This is a genomic window from Rahnella sp. 1L-D-7-B-C2 (assembly GCF_057290995.1).
Map to the genome: position 1 here is coordinate 761245 of NZ_JBXAVQ010000001.1, position 15767 is coordinate 777011.

A 15767-nucleotide genomic window follows, 5' to 3' on the forward strand; every position below is an offset into this window, starting at 1 on the left:
GTTCTCAGCCGTAATACCCACTGACTGACCTGTGGTAACCTGACCCTGACCAGCGAGCAGGATACCGACAACTACGACTCGAATCAGCAGAACGCCAGCGCGGGCGGCAGTGTGAGCATGAGCGGCGGCAGCGGTTCGCTTAACCTGAGCCAGGACAAAATGCACAGCACGTACGAGAGTGTGCAGGAGCAGACGGGTATCTTCGCCGGTCAGGGCGGCTTTGATATCACCGTCGGTGAGCACTCGCAGCTTAACGGTGCGGTTATCGGCTCGACGGCGGATGCCAGCCTGAACAAACTCGACACCGGCACGTTAGGGTTCAGCGATATCCATAACAGCGCCGAATATGAAGTCGAACATCAAAGCGTGGGGATGAGCTCGGGTGGAAACATCGGCGGGCAGTTCGTGGGGAACATGGCCAACGGCCTGCTGGTGGGCGTTAACGGCAGCGGAAGCGACAGCTCAACAACGAAATCGGCGGTGAGTGAAGGCACGATAACCATCCGCGATAAGGACAATCAGAAGCAAGACGTGGGTGAGCTCAGCCGCGACGTCGAGCACGCCAACCAGACCCTCTCCCCTATCTTTGATAAAGAGAAGGAGCAGAACCGGCTGAAAGAGGCGCAAGCTATTGGCGAAATCGGCAGTCAGGTAATGGATATCGCCAGGACGCAGGGTGATATCAACGGGCTGACGGAGGCGAAAAAGGCGCATCCTGAGATGTCCGCCGACGAACTGCGCAAGACCGACGTCTACAAAGCCGAAATGGCGAAATACGGTACGGGAAGTGCTATTCAGCAGGGACTGCAAGCCGCGACGCCAGCAATACAGGGTCTGGCGGGTGGCGACCTTGCGAAGGCGATTGCGGGCGGGAGTGCGCCGTATCTGGCGGAAGTGATACACTATATGACTACCGACCCGATGACCGGCAAAGTGAACACCGAAGCCAACCTGATGGCGCACGCCGTGGTGGGCGCAGTCGTTGCACAAATCAACGGCAACAGCGCATTAGTAGCACCAGTACACCGATTGCAGAGCAGAATCCGGATGACTTGGCTAATACATCAGAGAATAGTAAATATGTTCCTAGCCCCAAACATGCCGCTGGAGGCTGGGGAACCCCAATGGATTTAAGTGATTCGAAGGCCCAAGAGGTATTAAATAACTCTATTCAAGGCGGTAAGCAAAAATATGGAGTTAGCGATGGTAAAATTTATGAATTCCAACCAGATAATGTTGGTGGATGGCATGGTTATCCGGTGCCAGGGACAGAAGCACCACCTAAAGTATTACGTGAGTTCCTTGCTAGAGGTGATATTAGCAAAGCTGAATATAATAAAATGATTAAAGGTAAATAGTAATGAATAAGCTGAATATCATTTTGCTTGAATCTGCGTCACTTCAAGAGCCACAATTTATTGAAATATCAATAGATTGCAATGGAGATCTGCGTCCTTTTTTTACTGGGCGAGTTGATTTGCCAGCATTTACTGAATGGTTTATAGAAAATGAGGATGCAATACGAAAATCTGACTTCCCAGTAGATAATTTAACTCAAGATTCTTTAGCAAAAAAAGCACATTGTTTTTACGAGAATGTGAACGTAGATGACGATGATCTTATTGATGCAATGTTTGATTATCGAGCATCCCATTGTCTTAGGTTTGCCTGCCGTGGGGTTGATTTTCCAGATATTTATATTGGGAAATTAGGAACTGAGCATGAAATTTCTTTATTTACTCAGTATGTACACTGGCAGTATTTTTTTGATATTGATGATTTTTTTTGCAAATTGAAATGCTGAAAAATCCCGGCCAAGTCGCCGGGATTTTACTTTGTAGCCTCACCCGCCAAACTACTCAGCCCTGATAACCAGACACCCGTTCTCAGCCGTAATACTCACCAGCTGACCGGCGGTAACCCCTATCTCATCCAGCCACTTACCTTTAATCGTCGGCTGCGAGCTAGGGTTCGGTCTGCCGCCGTTGGGGCGTTCGCAGACGCACACGGTGGAGCAAAAACAGAGCGGCCTGACGCTGGCCCTGTCCGGTACGGTGGGCAGCGCGATTAATACGGCGGTGTCGAGCGCCAACGATGCCAGTACGGAAAGCAGCGGTCGTCTGGCTGCCCTGCAGGGAATGAAATCGGCGCTCAGCGGCGTGCAGGCCGCGCAGGCGGCCTCTCTGGCGGAAGCGGGCGGCAGTGAAGGCAGCATGATAGGTGTCAACCTCTCTTACGGCAGCCAGTCGTCAAAATCAACGCAGACCAGCGCGCAGAACCAGAGCCAGGGCAGCCAGCTTACGGCGGGCAATAACCTTAACATTCACGCGACCGGAACCGACATTAACGTTCAGGGCAGCCAGCTGCAGGCAGAGAAAGATGTGGACCTGAGCGCCGCACGGGACGTGAACCTTTACTCCGGACTGAACAGCCAGACGCTTGAAGGCAAGAATGAAAGCCACGGTGCGTCGGTAGGCGTAGGCATCAACTTCGGTCAGGGTGCCAATGGATTGTCGCTGAACGCCAGCGTCAATAAAGGCAAAAACCCTATTTCGACGAGCTAAAACCAGCCAACTCACTGAATTTCAGGCATAAAAAAAGACGTCGATTGACGTCTGTTTACTTGAAAATGGTACGCCATACAGGAGCAGAATTAAAACAACATCAACTTGATTAATAACGATTTATTTTATGAACAAAAACACACATACCCCCAATGATACCCCCAAATGTTTTCGCTTCAACTTAAAGTGTGGTTTCTCTACAGCTTTGCAGTATACCATTAGAGTGAGCATCTGGTGTTCAGATGGTGCTAGCGTACCAATTTTGACCATCACTTTAACTCTCGATTACGAATTTTCTTTCCCAAAAAACCTCATATATAACCAGAAAGTGGTGGGTTCGGTAGGTTCAGTCGGTTCACGTGGATAATTTACTGATAAATATAAGATAAATTTTTATTTTTGAACCGACCTTGGGTTGGTTCATTAAGCTCCATCGTAGGTTCACCTGGCACGCGCCCTGTAAATTTTAGACTTTAATTTGCGTAAATTACCCATCCTATTAGATGATTAAAACTCTATATTATTGATGTTCATCAGGAAGGGAGGCATATGAATACAACATTTCTTCTTCTCGCGGAATTCGATACTGCAACTATCGCACTTTCAGACGTTGCTGAACGCTACTTTGGAATGAAGCCTTCAATAGCTGAAAACAAAGCTGCAATAGGTCAATTTCCGGTACCCACCTTCCGCGCAAGCGATAGTCAGAAGGCCCCGCGTTTGATTCACATTCAAGATTTAGCAGAGCATTTGGACAAACAAAGGCAAAAGGGAATTGACCTCTTTCAGAGCATGCAATCCAAATCTTCCTGTTGAACAAACCTCAAAACAGCAACACTGTATGAATAACCAGTTGAATCCAAGTGGTGAGTTTTCATGTTTGTTGAGCTGATTTATGACAAAAGAAATATGGCCGGTGTGCCGAACGCCAACGCGCTGATCCTAGCTGAACTTACCAAGCGCGTGCATGGCACCTTCCCTGATGCTGAAGTGAAGGTTAAACCGATGGTGACGCTCAGCAGCATCAACACGGATGCCAGCAAATCGCAGAAGGCAGTTCTCGCGGGGATAGTCGAAGAGATGTTTGATGATGCCGGTAACTGGCTCGGTGTGGAGTAAGGGGGATTTATGCACGTTGAATTGCTGATCGATAAAACCAAGCAGCTGCCCCCCGGGGCGGTCGAGGCCTTCAAGGTTGAGTTTGAGAAAAGGATTGAAAGGAATTACCCAGGCGCAACGTTCAGCGTTCGCCGAGCTGGCAGTGATGGGATGTCGGTGATGGGCGGGACGCCCCGTGACAAAGAAGTGATTGATGTGATGCTGCAGGAAACGTGGGAAAATGCTGACGACTGGTTTCAGCCAGAGTCATGAAGTGTGTGTCCATACTTAAAATACAAAAATCCAAAGTTAAATTTTCACCGGCATGATAGCACCGGTCAGAGGCTTCATAGTTGAATATGCTGGCCGGTACTTCTACGCCCCACTCAAATTCTCATGAAGCTAGATTTAATTAACACCAACTAATCCTACCTAACACCACCTAACACCATCCAACACAAGTCAACTCGATCTTGATTCAAAAAGGTGCGGACGGTCGAAATGTTTCGATTGATCGTTAGATTCAATGTGTGTAATCTCCATCCATACATGATGAAGGGGATTACCATGGAAAAAGAAGTTAACTCAATAGAAGCTTTCAAGGGTTTTCTGTTTACCCTGCCAATGCTAGGTGGTGTGGGTGCTAACACCCTTAAAAATATGAAAACAGTACCCCGCATGCTTGAATACGTATCCTCTGAAACTGAAGACTTCAAACTCATCAATGTTGATGAAACGGTTGAGGCGTATTTACAAGGTACTGGTGCACAGATTGGTAATGCATCTAAGAGCAGCTATAAAAGCCGTATTAACCAAGCTATCCGTTTATATACCGCCTTTTTGAACGATCCTAATAGTATCAACTCTCCCGAGGAATCCGCGATGCCCAAGGCAGAAAACCTTAAATCTCTAGTAAACACTACCCATGCCAACACAATTGACATTCCAGTACCGATTCGTGATGGGTTGATTTTGATGATCCCTGGCGTGCCGACAGACCTTACAAACGAAGAAGCCGAACGTATCGCTTCAATTTTGAAGGTTTACGCTCGGCCTCAGTAATGCAAATTCAGAGTAATGTCCAACTCCCCAGTCTGACATTACTGCTGATAAACCCTGACCACCCTTGCGGGAGCCATTGCTAGGTTCAATACATAACGGTATTTACCTTAGCGGTTATGGGCAAATTTATCAAGCGACTGATGGTGTTCGCTAAACTTGGTAATTGAAGATGTCTACTTATAACCTTAATCAACTGTTTGATAATGAAAACAAAGAAGTGCATGTGAATCAGTATGAACGTATTCGTAATGGTAATCTCGAACACGTTTGTGAGCACTTCCGGTCAAGACCCCACACCTGGTAAATATCCCAACCCGGCCACCGAGCCGGGTTTTTTGTGCCTGTAATCTGGCAAAATCACCGCCCGGCGCTATTATCATTTCAGCTGGCATAAGATCAGCAAGCCTGCCAAGGCAAGTTCCATTCATACCCTTACAAAAGCCCGCCCTGGAGGCGGGTTCTTTTTTGCCCGAAAATGGCGAATTTCTAAAGCTAGGCTAATATTTGAAACGGACGTTATGACTACCGTCCTGAAGTGCAAGTAATGTTGATACCTTTGATTTTTGCCCGCCGTTAACGCGGGCTTTTTTACTCCCTAACACTCCTCATTGAGCGAACACAGCCACTTATAGGTAGTTATCCTATAGATTGGATAATGATTACCGCGCTATGCTCATCACGTTCTACCCGAACAAATTTCCAATGTAAAAACTGATGTTTATTGCCCGCCTGTCGCGGGCTTTTTTTATGAGCTCTTTATCAGTAAATCTACTGCATGCCTATACCTGTTCTTGTATTGCAGATGGGTCACTTCATGATGTTGTCTTTCAAGATATGTAATGATGCTCTCAACACTCACTACTTTTCCCTGCTCAAGCACTGCCAACACTGCATCGCCAATCTCTCTTCTGACTAATAAATTCTCTTCTTTAGTTTGCATATCAACCTCAAGTAGTTTTTCACTGAGATTAGCACACAGATTTGCATAAACCTTCAAATGCACGGCGTATCATCGAACACGTCGTTCCTAGCATCGTAGATGATATGCGTCACCACCCCCTCGATCACCAACTCGTCATCAGTGAATGCTTCGCCGAACTCAATGAAAACGTTCTTGTCGATCAGTGACTCCAGCCCACGACGTAGGATTGTTACCAGCCTCCACACATCCATTTCTCCGTTGATTTGTGCCAGCAGCAGATTACCGTCGACCGGTTTGATTGCCGGGTCTATCAGCAGCATCGTGCCGGAGTTGATATGCTTCCCATGGTACCTCTCGGCGATGTACAGGCGTGATGCCGGACCGGTGCAATTGCAGACTTTATTCAGGTCGATACGCGATTCAACGTAGTCACCGGCCGGTGATGGAAATCCCATAGTCCCTCCTTACTTTACGTAGCCCATGTTTTTCAGAAAATAGCGCTTACTCTCGCCCTCGCTGCAGGACACGTGGGAAAGCGCTGATGACTGGTTTCAGCCGGATCATTGAATTGCAATGTCGTGCTTGACACCAAAAACGCACAAAATTATATTTTCTCCGTCATGACAGCACCCGGTCAGAGGCCTCGTGGTTGAATGCGCTGACCGGTTTGCTACCCCCCCTGATATTTCCCCAGTATTTTTGTTGTCACCGATTACGTCTATGATGCTTCGAGAAATTTAGTCAAAAGTTGGAGTTTGATTAAGTCGCGGAGGAATGATGGCATTCAATGACCTTGAATATCATGCGGTAAAAAAAGAAGTTGAGACGTTTGTGGAAAGCATCCGTCCGCCCGCGCACGTCAGGAACGAACTCGATATTGTTTTCACCATTGATGACCAATCCATTGAGATAGGCGAGAAGCGCCCAGTGTGGCGTGGTGAGCCGGGTGAGTTTTCTGTTCTTACCTCAGCCAAGATCACCTATGTGCGAACGCAGAAAGAATGGAAGCTTTACTGGATGCGGGCAAGCCTAAAGTGGGAACTATACGAGACTACCGATACGCTGACCGAAGCCCTTGAGATGGTGCGCGTTGATGCGCATGGCTGCTTCTTTGGCTAAGTGACCTAAAGAGACGTTCTGGTGAGGTCGCAGAGAGGCGGCCGCAGTTTTAAATTTAGAAAAAACATATATTCCTCTGGTAAACGCAAATAATTAATAAAAGGACTTCGGATGGAAAAGCTTTGCTTCCCTCCCTTGCTCCCTTCCGGATTTCACGCGCATGATGATGAGTCTCTAAGATTATTATGCGTAGACGCATTTCCGAATTCCGAAAGAAGGGGTATGCTATACTGTAATTATATACAGCTAATGGGCGATATCAGAAGTATTAACAAGCAATTCAAATGCTTTGATGAAATTTGGATAGATGGCTCATTCACAACAGAAAAACCAGAGCCAGATGACATCGATATGCTGCTGGTTATTGACTACGATCGTCTAAATCTTTTACCGACCATGTTCCAGCCTCAGGTGGAGAAGTTACTTAATAGGTCATTTATTAAGCACAACTACAACATAGACTTACTGCTGTTAGGTAGCGGTCTTGATGAGGACAGGATGCATTGGCGCGGGGTATTCGGCTATGATAGAGAAGATACCCCCAAGGGTATAGTGAGGATATCTTTATGAACGCAAGCAACCATATGACCTCTTTAAAAGGGCGCATTCAATTCGTTCAGGATAAACTCGACTCAATTTCAGCAAAGAATGAAATGTCTTTCGCTGATAAAATCATGTTCAACAATATGGATTCATACCTTAGCGATCTGAAGGCAGAGCAGCGCGAAGAAGACTCTCGTCACCCGCTGCGGGACTTTATGGAATTGCGACTTAAAGGTGTTGTAGTTGACTTTGGGACCATACCGCTTGAACTGCTGGGGGTCGTTTCTAGCAACCTTGCTGCGCTGGTACAACGGGCCACTCATAAGCTCTCCTCTGGAAAAGATTCGAGCAGAGTACCTTATGCTGTTAAGAGTTCATTAGATATGAGGCTCGCCGAATTATCGCCAGGATCAACAAAGCTTGGTCTGACGTTTTCCACCGGTCAATGTGAGCTGGTCGAAACCGTTTCAAGCAAAGCGATTAAAGAAATAATTCAGCTTTTAGAGACTGACGATGCCTCAGCCATGATGAACCAGATAGCTGAAATCGGGTATAACTCAGCACAGAGTCTTAAAAACATCGTTGAAGAATGCGAGAGAAACAATATAGATTTCGATTTGTCATGGGTTGGTCCTTTTAGTGATGGGGATCGTAGGGTAACTGTCAACTCATCAAAAATTAAAATCCTGAATGATAGGCTTGCAGCGACAACAATTTCAGCCCCCACCACTGAGAGTATCCTCGGTGAGTTAGCCTCTTTGTCAAAGTACGGTAAAATGGAATTAGAGGTTGATGGTGAGAAGATAAAGGCATCATTCCCTATAGAGATGCTTGGTGAAATCCAGAAAAAACATAAGGTTGGACAACAAGTATTAGTCACCGTAGAAGTGACAGATATTAATAATGAAAATCTCGGTCTACACCGAAAAAATTATCTCGTGAAGTCATTCAAGTAATCGCAACCCGGCCACCGAGCCGGGTTTTTTGTGCCTGTAATCTGGCAGAATCACCGCCCTGCGCTAATCTCATACCAGCTGACAAAAGATCAGCAAGCCTGCCAAGGCCATGAATACCTACCTACTGATAGCCCGCCGTTAACGCGGGCTTTTTTTTCTGTTGTCCCGCTTATCGGCAAGGAGAAAAGCTATGAGTTGAGAGCGTTGTGGTAGATGAACTTTCATTGCGAAAGATATTATGCAACAAATGAAAAAAACCCCTCAGCAGTGGAGGGCTTCTACTAGCAGGATACTTTTCTCTAAAACTTACAATGCTAGTTAGCAGCTATCTGCTTTGCCTCACCTGCAGTTCCATCGGTATTAATCATCAGGAAACTCAATAATCCCTCACCGGAAGATTTCTTAGCAACTTCATTGCTTGCAATCAGATAAAAAGGTGTCGCTACGTCGGAGAGTGCTTTGTCTGAAGGTAGTACAGTGAAACTTAGGGCGATTGGGGTATTTGCTGAACTACATGACATACTCCACTGACCTGGTGTGCCCTGACTCGCCTTGCAACGAGTTACGCCGTAGGTATATGACATCTTATTACTTACGGCGCTCATAGCATCCTTAACGTAGCCAGGCTCACTGCCGCCATTGAAATTTCCGTAAGCTATCCCTGCAACTAACAAAAGTGGTACCGCGTATAAACATATCGTCCTGATCTTCACTTCAGTGCTCCTAATAGACGTGAAATTATTACCATTAAGAATACTCCTAACAACATTACAAAGAAATGTCTGAAACAACATTTTTTACCAAAAATTTACATTTAATTACAGAGCGTAATTATTTTAATTGTAACTTTTTCAACCTAAGTACGGAATTTGGGTTGTTTTAGCAGTCTGGAATTCACTTTCTCTACGGGTAGGATTTTTGCTTTTACCCTGCCTCCGAATTTATATGTCAGTATTCAAAAATCTTATTTCAATGGCAGCCACAAGGGGGAGATCCCCCTACTATAGAAACTATAATATCCTAATGTCTATGAACAGAAATGTGGTTGTTAGTAATATATTTTTAAAACCTTTCTGCCTGAAAATTTTTTAGAGTTTCAAATAAATGGAGGCAGGTTATTTGGTCAAGACATTTACGTTATGGCATCACACTTCCTGACAACTCGACCTTCGCAGGATCAATGATAAATTCCTCATCCGCGTAGAATTTCCCATCCTTGGCGTTATAATAATTACCCGGCTCACAAAACTCATCCTCACCGATAGCGATAAGAGTGTAACCCTCCAAGATTAAATCATATTCCGCGATTATAGTATTTTCAACATAGGTCGAACCTTTTGCTATCAACGCATATTTATCGATAGTCATCAGCTATACTCCTGAATCATAACTATTCCATTGGCACCATTTCCGCCAGCAAATGCCGAAGCATTAAATGATCCTGCAGATCCGGCACCACCAGCCCCATAATCTTGGCCCGGGTTGGCATTAGCTCCTGCCCCATAACCCGCCCCATTCCCAAAGTCGCAAGAACCACCCGCGCCACCCAGAGCGTTTCCAGAAGAATAAACGTTTCCGGGAACGCCAGCCTGAGAATTCTTAACTCTCATTGGCGTTCCGATATAACTGGCACCCGTTACTGAATATGCAGTTACTCCAGATGATTTTGCTAATCCAAAGTTACCGCCGCCGCCACCAGGGGCATTACCCAACGTACCGAAGGAAGTTGTACCTCCAGTAGCCCCATTTGACGATACGCCCCCAATTCCACCGGATCCGATTGTCACAAGCACATTGCTGAATCCGGAAGTGAATTGATAAACGGCAAGGTGTCCAGAATTACCCCCAGCGCCAGCTGCTGAGTTAGTTCCCGTGGTAGCCTGTGAACCTCCACCAGCACCGCCGGCGCCTTGAATATAGACATAGATAAATCTTGTGCCGGGAGTGGGGGTATAGGTAGTAGAGGAAGTAATGTAGCGAGTATTGATTAATCGTCCAGCGCCCATAATAGATTTCAAAGCCAATAACACTTGTGCATCATTATTGGGGTCTAGCGTCAATCCTCCGCTTGTTACTATGTTAGCGAGCTCTCGCTGTACCGTATTAAGCCAGGCTGCATCTAAAATTGTAGGTGGCGTTCCCGACGCGACATTACCATTCGTCCACTCTCCGTTAGCATCTGCGGTAGTGGTAACACTTCCAATTTTTTGCATATAGATTTCCTCGCCACTTAAGGCGCTCATTATATTTAGCGTTAATTATGAAGGGTTAGTTGGAGTAACCAAATTTCACAATAGTGTGTGAAGGTGCCAGCGCAGTCAGGCGGCATTCGAGGCGGCGATTGCCCCATGACCGCAGCGGGTCTCCGGCATAAGACTGGCCCGCCTGCGCATAGCTGATGGTCGTTTGGGGTGCGGTAACCAGCCAGATGAAGGGCCAGTCATCGCCATTTAGGGCATCACCACAGACCGACATGCCTGCTCGGGCCTGTCTGTAAACCGTTATGGTGATGTCATATCCCAGTGCTTTCGCTACCCCGATGAAATAGGCTGCTGACTGGCCACCGTTGCTGAAAAGCTTCGACACAATGGCCTTTTGCCTGAGGGCAATACTGTCATTTTCGCCAATTGCGCAGTCATCAGGCAGGCCCAGCGTCTTTTCCCAGTCGGTGAGCATGAACGTGGCAGTAGCAGGGAAAGCCCCTACCAGCAGCGCATTCGCCGCATCATCGCTTTTCTGGTAGGACTGCGCCAGTGCGCGCAGCACCGCCGACTGTATGCTACTTGACTTGCGGGGCCAGACTAACCCTATTGGCATCAGCCCCTGCAGTGCTGAGGTGTAATCTGCTAAAGAGAACCGGCTCATGTGTAGATTACCGCGCCGCGTACAGGAAGTTCTCCGGTCGCGGTGATGATATTTGCTGAGGGAGATGTCAGGATAAACCCGCTGGTTTCTGCGACATTACTGATCGCGATAATCAGGTCAGAGAGCAACACTTTACTCCCAGTCGGGTCGCCAGACTCAAAAAATACCCGGTCGATGGCGGTATTTATCGCGGCTGTGGTCACGCTGTCCGCAGCAGACATGCCACTGATCACGAAATCAACGGTTTTCCTGATCGGTGAGCAGACATAGACGAGCGCGGTGACCGGCTGACGTGGATAAATATAATCGGCAACCCGTCCCTGATCGCCCGTCGCTTTGACGGCCGACCAACTGTCCAGATTCGAAATTCCGTTGGTACCAACAGGAAATCCATTATTAGACGTATCGACACCGTCGATCATGATGTAAATCCCCACCGTACCGGCCCCCATTAGGCGACGTACAGTCCAGGCGCGAGTGACCCCGGAAACGTCCAGCGCCCATGATTTATAATCTTCGTCGTTCCCTCCCTGCGGTGTATTCTGATAAGCAAGCAGGATGCGGGTGCGGAAAGCACTTTCACTTTCAATGTCCGCACCGTTGGTGATCGCAGTGCTGATAGTAACTGCCGTATCAATCCCGGGAATACTGGCATCAAGGGTGAGTTGCGTACCAGCCGGAGTATTACCCGCCGTGCCGCCGCCCGTCGGGTCATCATTAGGATCAGGCAGCACGGCCGTTATCGAAGCCGTCCCCGTCCCCGTTTGCCCGATAATTGTCTCCGCATCAGTTGTGTACTGATATCCGTCACCACGGTTAAGTAAGGTTCCTGCAGGAACTTTTTTACCCGCCGTCCCTGTAAAAACAGTGAGCGCGTTTTTACCGGCAGTGGCGGCCTTCTGCATCACGCTTTTCAAGGCCGCCCAGCCTGCCAGATTTTCGTCCGTTGCGCTCCAGGGGACCGATTGTCTGGCTATCCAGTCGAGATAGCCGTAATGCAGATACGCTAGGCCCGCGTCTGCGGTTCCGAGGATGCTGAGGTTTGAAAATCTCAGGGGGGCGCCTACCCCTTTTAATTCTGACTCGATCGCGGCGAGATTGCGCGCACGCAACTCGCTTAGTGTAGGGCGATTGTAAGGCATTATTTAGTCTCCCAGACCCAGAAATAGCGCTTCGTTACGGCACTTAATCCCGGTTTTTGATAGGTAATAACAAGGTTGAGTCGGTTCGGATACACTATCTGGGTGACAGGGGTAATGCTGGCGACAACACCATCATCGATGAGCCACTTCAGAGCCTCAGAAGCGTAATTCTCAGCCTTATTGGCCGTGGCCACCGTGAGCTTTTGGCGGCGAAGAAGCCAGAGTCGGGAACCCACCGGATAGTCCTGGTCGACATCTCCCCACCAACCCCGGCGATCGTCTCCTCCGAAGTCATCGTCGGCGCGCGCCAGCCGGTCAGTGAAAAGGCTGATCAGTATCGCCGTGTCGAGATCGTTACCCTCTTGCAGGTCGCCAGACGCTTCAACCCAGTCCCCCAAGGATTGTTCTACATTCCAGAGCGTTGTAATGTCCGTCATTCGACTTTTCCCCCCGGTTTTTCACTGGTCGGCGATGAGCCGCCGCTCTGCACGTTTCTCACAACGTGATCGTGCTCGTTGTAGGTATCGCGCAGATTTTTCAGGGTGGTGGTATTACTGCCGGCGTTATCAATGATATCGCCCGCGCACTTCAGCACTGGCGTATCGGCATAGATTTCTTCTGAAGCAACAATCGTCACTTTCGTCGAATTTATCACCGTCACGGGCTGTCCGACTGCGTCTATCTCCAGTCCTGTCTCCGTCAACTTAACGTGCATACCCCACAGGTTGTAGAGAACCGATTCACCCGGCTGTAACCCGGTCTTTCGGCTGCCCTTATGCCCGGAGGCAATCACTACCGCGTTTGAACGGTCACCAGATAGATAGGCAATAAGTACGTCAGCACCTTCTGGCAGCGAGGATGAAAAGCCAAACTCCATCAGCCGGGGGGTATTGTTTTTGACCTCGAGAGGGGTCTCATACTGGATCTGTTGAATACCGCCCGCGTCGTTGGTAAGCGTAGAACGCCCCACCCCCAACATCATCATGGCCCTGCGGTAAAGCGTGCTGATTGCTGTCATCGGTTCAACTCCGGGATCAGGCTGTAGAAACGGTAAGGCTGTACGGAGAAGGCCGCTGGCGGCATCAGCACCATTTGCGCCGCCGTTCCGCGATCGTCTTTGAGAAAAGTCACCTCCGCCAGCAGCCACAGCGCGTCGTTGATCCCCATTTTTGGAATATTGACCGGGATCAGCGTGTTCGGTTCCCAAAGCTTACCGGCGCTGTCGCGCCAGTTATCAACGGTGACCTGAAGTGTTTTAGACCGGCCATAACGGCGGTTCATCTCCCAATCAATCGCCTGCTGCGCCAGCTCGGTAGTGTTCATCGTACTTTCGACGATGATGATGCGATTTCTGTAACGCATTTTTTCCACATCAGGATCGTTGGCTGTGGCCTTCGTGACCGCACCATATCCGCTGTCATCAACCAGTGGATTGACAGACATTGAGACGCCTGTATATTCAGAAAATCGCTCGTCTATTGATGCCTCATACGCCGCTGATTCAATATTGACACCCTGCGATACGCCGCTGGCGGCTTTCTTCGTGCCAACGCGGGTCAGGTAGAGACTGCCGTCGGGAAGATCGTAATAGAGGAGCGCTGCCCAGCGTGTGATGCGGTCAATGATTTCCTGAGAACTCTCTCCCCAGTTGAGCGTGAACTGCGGCACATTCTGCATTTCTGACACGTCACTCGACACCGAGATACCATAGGGAGCCGCCAGCCGCTGAGCAATTTGCAGCGGCGTTGCGCCGGTGATCACGTTGTTGTTCCATTTGGCTGAACAGTCCACGAGATCCTGACACTTGCTTCTCCCTGTCGCACGGACCTCATGCCGCGTGGCAGAAATCATCGGTGCCCACCGGTCGATATACCCCGTGATAACCGTATCCGCTCCCATCTTTACTTCGCACGGATCCCCCTCTTTAACCAGCTGCTTTTCATCACTTCCGGGAAATTCATCCATCAGCGACAGGTCAAAATCGCTGGGCATCCGCTCAATACTGCGGGTTATACGTACCTCATCCCAGCCGGAAAGTATTTTCCCGCCAATGGTTAACGTCATTTCGTCATTCATGATGTCAGCGCCCTAAAAGAAAGCGGCATAAATGCCGGATGAACCGGATCGGCCATTTTTACCAGGCCCTCGGTGCGGGCAGCATCCTGATAAAGTTTATTTGCCAGGTTCAATGCAGGTAATGACGTTGCCTGCGTCACGGTTGATACATTGGCCAGAAGCGCACCCTTTTCTTTCAACGTCGTGTTGACCGTCGTTTTAAGCACGGTCAGTTCACTGAATACCGCGTCATAGCCCGCATCTGCTGCAGCCAAAGATACTGTGTCGATCACAGTCACCGTGCGCTGAAGTAATACCGTTGCCTCGTCATAGCTTGCCGGTTCATATTGAGAAGCGGCATAGGCCATCGCCCCCGCGGACAGCGTGATCAGGTAAATCTGTGTTGACCGGGTGATGCTGCTGTCGCTGCTGTCAGGCCGGTAAGTTGTGTCAGAAAAACCAGTCAGCGCTTCGAACATGCGAACCAGATCCAGTCCTTTTGCCTCACTGGCCAATAACGCGTTAATCACGGCCTGCGCGCCGCTGGCGTAGGCCGCTATGCTGGTTGAGGACAGCAGACTGGCGGTAGAGGCCTGCGTTTGTGCTCTGTCCTCCACTGACCCGGCCATCTTTTGTGAAACCAGCAGTTCATAATCATCGGTGTCGGCATCTGATGACGCGGCGGCGGTTGCACCCGACGCGCTGCCGCCCACCGTCCCGGTGTTATAACGTCCATATCGGGTACTGCCGAACGTCGATTTCAGGGTGTTACTGAGGTTTGTCGCTTCATTGGCGGTGCGTGTTACCATGCTGGTCCAGAAAGAAACCGTACTTTTGAGCGTTTTTATCGCCTGATTTATCGTGCGAATATCAGAATTGACCTCGGCAATAAACGTGGCCGCCGATTTAGCCGCCAGCGCCAGCCAGGATGTTTGTACAGTCGAAGCCGCAGAAACCGCGCCGGTCACCGCGAACACCCGCAGCCCCGACTCAATAACTGTCAGGGTAAATTCAAACACGCGCGCTGAGTCTTTGCTTTCGCGTAGCCGCAGCCCGCCTTCTGGAATGCTCACCGTCAGCTCGCCCAGCGTCGGATGGACCAACGTACCGGCGCCCAGGCTTTCGCAGGCGGCAATCAAATTATCACGCTGGGTCATCACGTCCGGCGCGCTGTAAACCAGGCTGCTTTGAATAATAAAACCGGACAGCGTCAGGCGGCGGGTAGAGCGCCCCATATCCTCCACCCAAACCGAATCGCGATAAGGGTATTCATGCACGGCCTGCCGGCGGCCAAAGCTTCCATCACCGTCCACGACTGCAAACGGCACGCCGCGAAATGAGGCGGGATGAATATGATCTCGCCAATGCCATGTGTCGCCTGAAAAACCCAGCAATGAAGACAGCGCATCTTGAATCAGTGGCATCCTATCCCCCAAAAAAG

The 15767-nt window shown here is 49.1% G+C and carries 21 protein-coding genes and 2 pseudogenes; 11 read left to right on the forward strand and 12 right to left on the reverse strand.

Annotated features, from left to right (window positions below; all coding sequences use genetic code 11):
* Nucleotides 1-36: 36 nt before the first annotated feature.
* From AC0Z7K_RS03385 to AC0Z7K_RS03395, 3 genes and pseudogenes are all read left to right on the forward strand, one after another.
* Nucleotides 37-1011, forward strand: a pseudogene (locus AC0Z7K_RS03385) (hypothetical protein); the annotation flags it as partial.
* A gap of 113 nt (nt 1012-1124) precedes the next feature.
* Nucleotides 1125-1358, forward strand: a complete 234-nt coding sequence (locus AC0Z7K_RS03390) for an SHOCT domain-containing protein (protein WP_485612784.1) — start codon at nt 1125-1127, stop codon at nt 1356-1358.
* Nucleotides 1359-1360: 2 nt separating this feature from the next.
* A complete protein-coding gene (locus AC0Z7K_RS03395; protein WP_485612785.1) occupies nt 1361-1804 on the forward strand; it encodes a hypothetical protein in 444 nt (147 codons plus the stop codon).
* A gap of 51 nt (nt 1805-1855) precedes the next feature.
* On the opposite strand, the gene AC0Z7K_RS03400 is transcribed toward AC0Z7K_RS03395, so the two are convergent.
* Nucleotides 1856-2008: a SymE family type I addiction module toxin gene (locus AC0Z7K_RS03400; protein WP_485612787.1), complete on the reverse strand. Its 153-nt coding sequence runs from the start codon at nt 2006-2008 to the stop codon at nt 1856-1858.
* Between AC0Z7K_RS03400 and AC0Z7K_RS03405 the strand changes: the two are divergent.
* The 5 genes and pseudogenes from AC0Z7K_RS03405 to AC0Z7K_RS03425 form a co-directional block, all read left to right on the forward strand.
* Nucleotides 1998-2540: pseudogene (locus AC0Z7K_RS03405) on the forward strand (hemagglutinin repeat-containing protein); the annotation flags it as partial. The gene AC0Z7K_RS03400 and the pseudogene AC0Z7K_RS03405 sit on opposite strands and share 11 nt — an antisense overlap.
* A gap of 573 nt (nt 2541-3113) precedes the next feature.
* Nucleotides 3114-3380, forward strand: coding sequence for a pyocin activator PrtN family protein (locus tag AC0Z7K_RS03410; RefSeq protein ID WP_485612789.1), 267 nt, complete (start codon nt 3114-3116; stop codon nt 3378-3380).
* A gap of 60 nt (nt 3381-3440) precedes the next feature.
* On the forward strand, nt 3441-3683 hold the full coding sequence (locus tag AC0Z7K_RS03415; RefSeq protein WP_485612791.1) for a DinI-like family protein: 243 nt from the start codon (nt 3441-3443) through the stop codon (nt 3681-3683).
* A 9-nt stretch (nt 3684-3692) separates the two neighbouring features.
* Complete coding sequence (locus AC0Z7K_RS03420; RefSeq protein ID WP_485612793.1) at nt 3693-3935, forward strand: DinI-like family protein; 243 nt, start codon at nt 3693-3695, stop codon at nt 3933-3935.
* Between the two features lie 294 nt (nt 3936-4229).
* Nucleotides 4230-4724, forward strand: coding sequence for a hypothetical protein (locus tag AC0Z7K_RS03425; RefSeq protein ID WP_485612794.1), 495 nt, complete (start codon nt 4230-4232; stop codon nt 4722-4724).
* A 745-nt stretch (nt 4725-5469) separates the two neighbouring features.
* Here AC0Z7K_RS03425 and AC0Z7K_RS03430 read toward each other — a convergent pair.
* Nucleotides 5470-5664 (reverse strand): hypothetical protein, encoded by a 195-nt coding sequence (locus AC0Z7K_RS03430; RefSeq protein ID WP_485612796.1) that lies wholly within the window; start codon nt 5662-5664, stop codon nt 5470-5472.
* A 53-nt stretch (nt 5665-5717) separates the two neighbouring features.
* A complete protein-coding gene (locus AC0Z7K_RS03435; protein WP_485612798.1) occupies nt 5718-6101 on the reverse strand; it encodes a S24/S26 family peptidase in 384 nt (127 codons plus the stop codon).
* Between the two features lie 319 nt (nt 6102-6420).
* Between AC0Z7K_RS03435 and AC0Z7K_RS03440 the strand changes: the two genes are divergently transcribed.
* The 3 genes from AC0Z7K_RS03440 (at nt 6421) to AC0Z7K_RS03450 (ending at nt 8264) form a co-directional block, all read left to right on the forward strand.
* Complete coding sequence (locus tag AC0Z7K_RS03440) at nt 6421-6765, forward strand: DUF3024 domain-containing protein (RefSeq protein ID WP_485612799.1); 345 nt, start codon at nt 6421-6423, stop codon at nt 6763-6765.
* A gap of 111 nt (nt 6766-6876) precedes the next feature.
* On the forward strand, nt 6877-7335 hold the full coding sequence (locus tag AC0Z7K_RS03445; RefSeq protein ID WP_485612800.1) for a DUF6932 family protein: 459 nt from the start codon (nt 6877-6879) through the stop codon (nt 7333-7335).
* On the forward strand, nt 7332-8264 hold the full coding sequence (locus tag AC0Z7K_RS03450; RefSeq protein ID WP_485612801.1) for a hypothetical protein: 933 nt from the start codon (nt 7332-7334) through the stop codon (nt 8262-8264). The genes AC0Z7K_RS03445 and AC0Z7K_RS03450 overlap by 4 nt, the downstream gene beginning before the upstream one ends.
* A 314-nt stretch (nt 8265-8578) precedes the next feature.
* Here the strand turns inward: AC0Z7K_RS03450 and AC0Z7K_RS03455 are convergent, their stop codons facing one another.
* From AC0Z7K_RS03455 to AC0Z7K_RS03495, 9 genes are all read right to left on the reverse strand, one after another.
* A complete protein-coding gene (locus tag AC0Z7K_RS03455; protein ID WP_485612802.1) occupies nt 8579-8869 on the reverse strand; it encodes a hypothetical protein in 291 nt (96 codons plus the stop codon).
* 532 nt (nt 8870-9401) lie between these two features.
* A complete protein-coding gene (locus AC0Z7K_RS03460) occupies nt 9402-9632 on the reverse strand; it encodes a hypothetical protein (protein WP_485612803.1) in 231 nt (76 codons plus the stop codon).
* Nucleotides 9632-10477, reverse strand: a complete 846-nt coding sequence (locus AC0Z7K_RS03465; protein WP_485612804.1) for a glycine-rich domain-containing protein — start codon at nt 10475-10477, stop codon at nt 9632-9634. The genes AC0Z7K_RS03460 and AC0Z7K_RS03465 overlap by 1 nt, the downstream gene beginning before the upstream one ends.
* A 55-nt stretch (nt 10478-10532) precedes the next feature.
* Nucleotides 10533-11129 carry a YmfQ family protein gene (locus tag AC0Z7K_RS03470; RefSeq protein WP_485612805.1) on the reverse strand — a complete coding sequence of 199 codons (597 nt, stop codon included), beginning with the start codon at nt 11127-11129 and terminating at the stop codon, nt 10533-10535.
* Nucleotides 11126-12271 (reverse strand): baseplate J/gp47 family protein, encoded by a 1146-nt coding sequence (locus AC0Z7K_RS03475; protein WP_485612807.1) that lies wholly within the window; start codon nt 12269-12271, stop codon nt 11126-11128. The genes AC0Z7K_RS03470 and AC0Z7K_RS03475 overlap by 4 nt, the downstream gene beginning before the upstream one ends.
* Entirely contained in the window at nt 12271-12708 is a 438-nt protein-coding gene (locus tag AC0Z7K_RS03480; protein WP_485612808.1) for a phage GP46 family protein, read from the reverse strand. Before AC0Z7K_RS03480 ends, AC0Z7K_RS03475 begins: the two co-directional genes overlap by 1 nt.
* Nucleotides 12705-13289, reverse strand: a complete 585-nt coding sequence (locus tag AC0Z7K_RS03485) for a phage baseplate assembly protein domain-containing protein (RefSeq protein ID WP_485612810.1) — start codon at nt 13287-13289, stop codon at nt 12705-12707. Before AC0Z7K_RS03485 ends, AC0Z7K_RS03480 begins: the two co-directional genes overlap by 4 nt.
* Nucleotides 13286-14347 carry a phage baseplate assembly protein gene (locus AC0Z7K_RS03490; protein WP_485612811.1) on the reverse strand — a complete coding sequence of 354 codons (1062 nt, stop codon included), beginning with the start codon at nt 14345-14347 and terminating at the stop codon, nt 13286-13288. Before AC0Z7K_RS03490 ends, AC0Z7K_RS03485 begins: the two co-directional genes overlap by 4 nt.
* A complete protein-coding gene (locus tag AC0Z7K_RS03495; protein WP_485612813.1) occupies nt 14344-15750 on the reverse strand; it encodes a DNA circularization protein in 1407 nt (468 codons plus the stop codon). Before AC0Z7K_RS03495 ends, AC0Z7K_RS03490 begins: the two co-directional genes overlap by 4 nt.
* Nucleotides 15751-15767 lie beyond the last annotated feature (17 nt).

What these genes read in the sequence shown, in the direction of transcription:
- AC0Z7K_RS03390 (WP_485612784.1), top strand. Translation starts at nt 1,125, where the DNA reads ATGGATTTAAGTGATTCGAAGGCCCAAGAGGTATTAAATAACTCTATT.
- AC0Z7K_RS03395 (WP_485612785.1), top strand. Translation starts at nt 1,361, where the DNA reads ATGAATAAGCTGAATATCATTTTGCTTGAATCTGCGTCACTTCAAGAG.
- AC0Z7K_RS03410 (WP_485612789.1), top strand. Translation starts at nt 3,114, where the DNA reads ATGAATACAACATTTCTTCTTCTCGCGGAATTCGATACTGCAACTATC.
- AC0Z7K_RS03415 (WP_485612791.1), top strand. Translation starts at nt 3,441, where the DNA reads ATGTTTGTTGAGCTGATTTATGACAAAAGAAATATGGCCGGTGTGCCG.
- AC0Z7K_RS03420 (WP_485612793.1), top strand. Translation starts at nt 3,693, where the DNA reads ATGCACGTTGAATTGCTGATCGATAAAACCAAGCAGCTGCCCCCCGGG.
- AC0Z7K_RS03425 (WP_485612794.1), top strand. Translation starts at nt 4,230, where the DNA reads ATGGAAAAAGAAGTTAACTCAATAGAAGCTTTCAAGGGTTTTCTGTTT.
- AC0Z7K_RS03430 (WP_485612796.1), bottom strand. Translation starts at nt 5,664, where the DNA reads ATGCAAACTAAAGAAGAGAATTTATTAGTCAGAAGAGAGATTGGCGAT.
- AC0Z7K_RS03435 (WP_485612798.1), bottom strand. Translation starts at nt 6,101, where the DNA reads ATGGGATTTCCATCACCGGCCGGTGACTACGTTGAATCGCGTATCGAC.
- AC0Z7K_RS03440 (WP_485612799.1), top strand. Translation starts at nt 6,421, where the DNA reads ATGATGGCATTCAATGACCTTGAATATCATGCGGTAAAAAAAGAAGTT.
- AC0Z7K_RS03445 (WP_485612800.1), top strand. Translation starts at nt 6,877, where the DNA reads ATGGAAAAGCTTTGCTTCCCTCCCTTGCTCCCTTCCGGATTTCACGCG.
- AC0Z7K_RS03450 (WP_485612801.1), top strand. Translation starts at nt 7,332, where the DNA reads ATGAACGCAAGCAACCATATGACCTCTTTAAAAGGGCGCATTCAATTC.
- AC0Z7K_RS03455 (WP_485612802.1), bottom strand. Translation starts at nt 8,869, where the DNA reads ATGAGCGCCGTAAGTAATAAGATGTCATATACCTACGGCGTAACTCGT.
- AC0Z7K_RS03460 (WP_485612803.1), bottom strand. Translation starts at nt 9,632, where the DNA reads ATGACTATCGATAAATATGCGTTGATAGCAAAAGGTTCGACCTATGTT.
- AC0Z7K_RS03465 (WP_485612804.1), bottom strand. Translation starts at nt 10,477, where the DNA reads ATGCAAAAAATTGGAAGTGTTACCACTACCGCAGATGCTAACGGAGAG.
- AC0Z7K_RS03470 (WP_485612805.1), bottom strand. Translation starts at nt 11,129, where the DNA reads ATGAGCCGGTTCTCTTTAGCAGATTACACCTCAGCACTGCAGGGGCTG.
- AC0Z7K_RS03475 (WP_485612807.1), bottom strand. Translation starts at nt 12,271, where the DNA reads ATGCCTTACAATCGCCCTACACTAAGCGAGTTGCGTGCGCGCAATCTC.
- AC0Z7K_RS03480 (WP_485612808.1), bottom strand. Translation starts at nt 12,708, where the DNA reads ATGACGGACATTACAACGCTCTGGAATGTAGAACAATCCTTGGGGGAC.
- AC0Z7K_RS03485 (WP_485612810.1), bottom strand. Translation starts at nt 13,289, where the DNA reads ATGACAGCAATCAGCACGCTTTACCGCAGGGCCATGATGATGTTGGGG.
- AC0Z7K_RS03490 (WP_485612811.1), bottom strand. Translation starts at nt 14,347, where the DNA reads ATGAATGACGAAATGACGTTAACCATTGGCGGGAAAATACTTTCCGGC.
- AC0Z7K_RS03495 (WP_485612813.1), bottom strand. Translation starts at nt 15,750, where the DNA reads ATGCCACTGATTCAAGATGCGCTGTCTTCATTGCTGGGTTTTTCAGGC.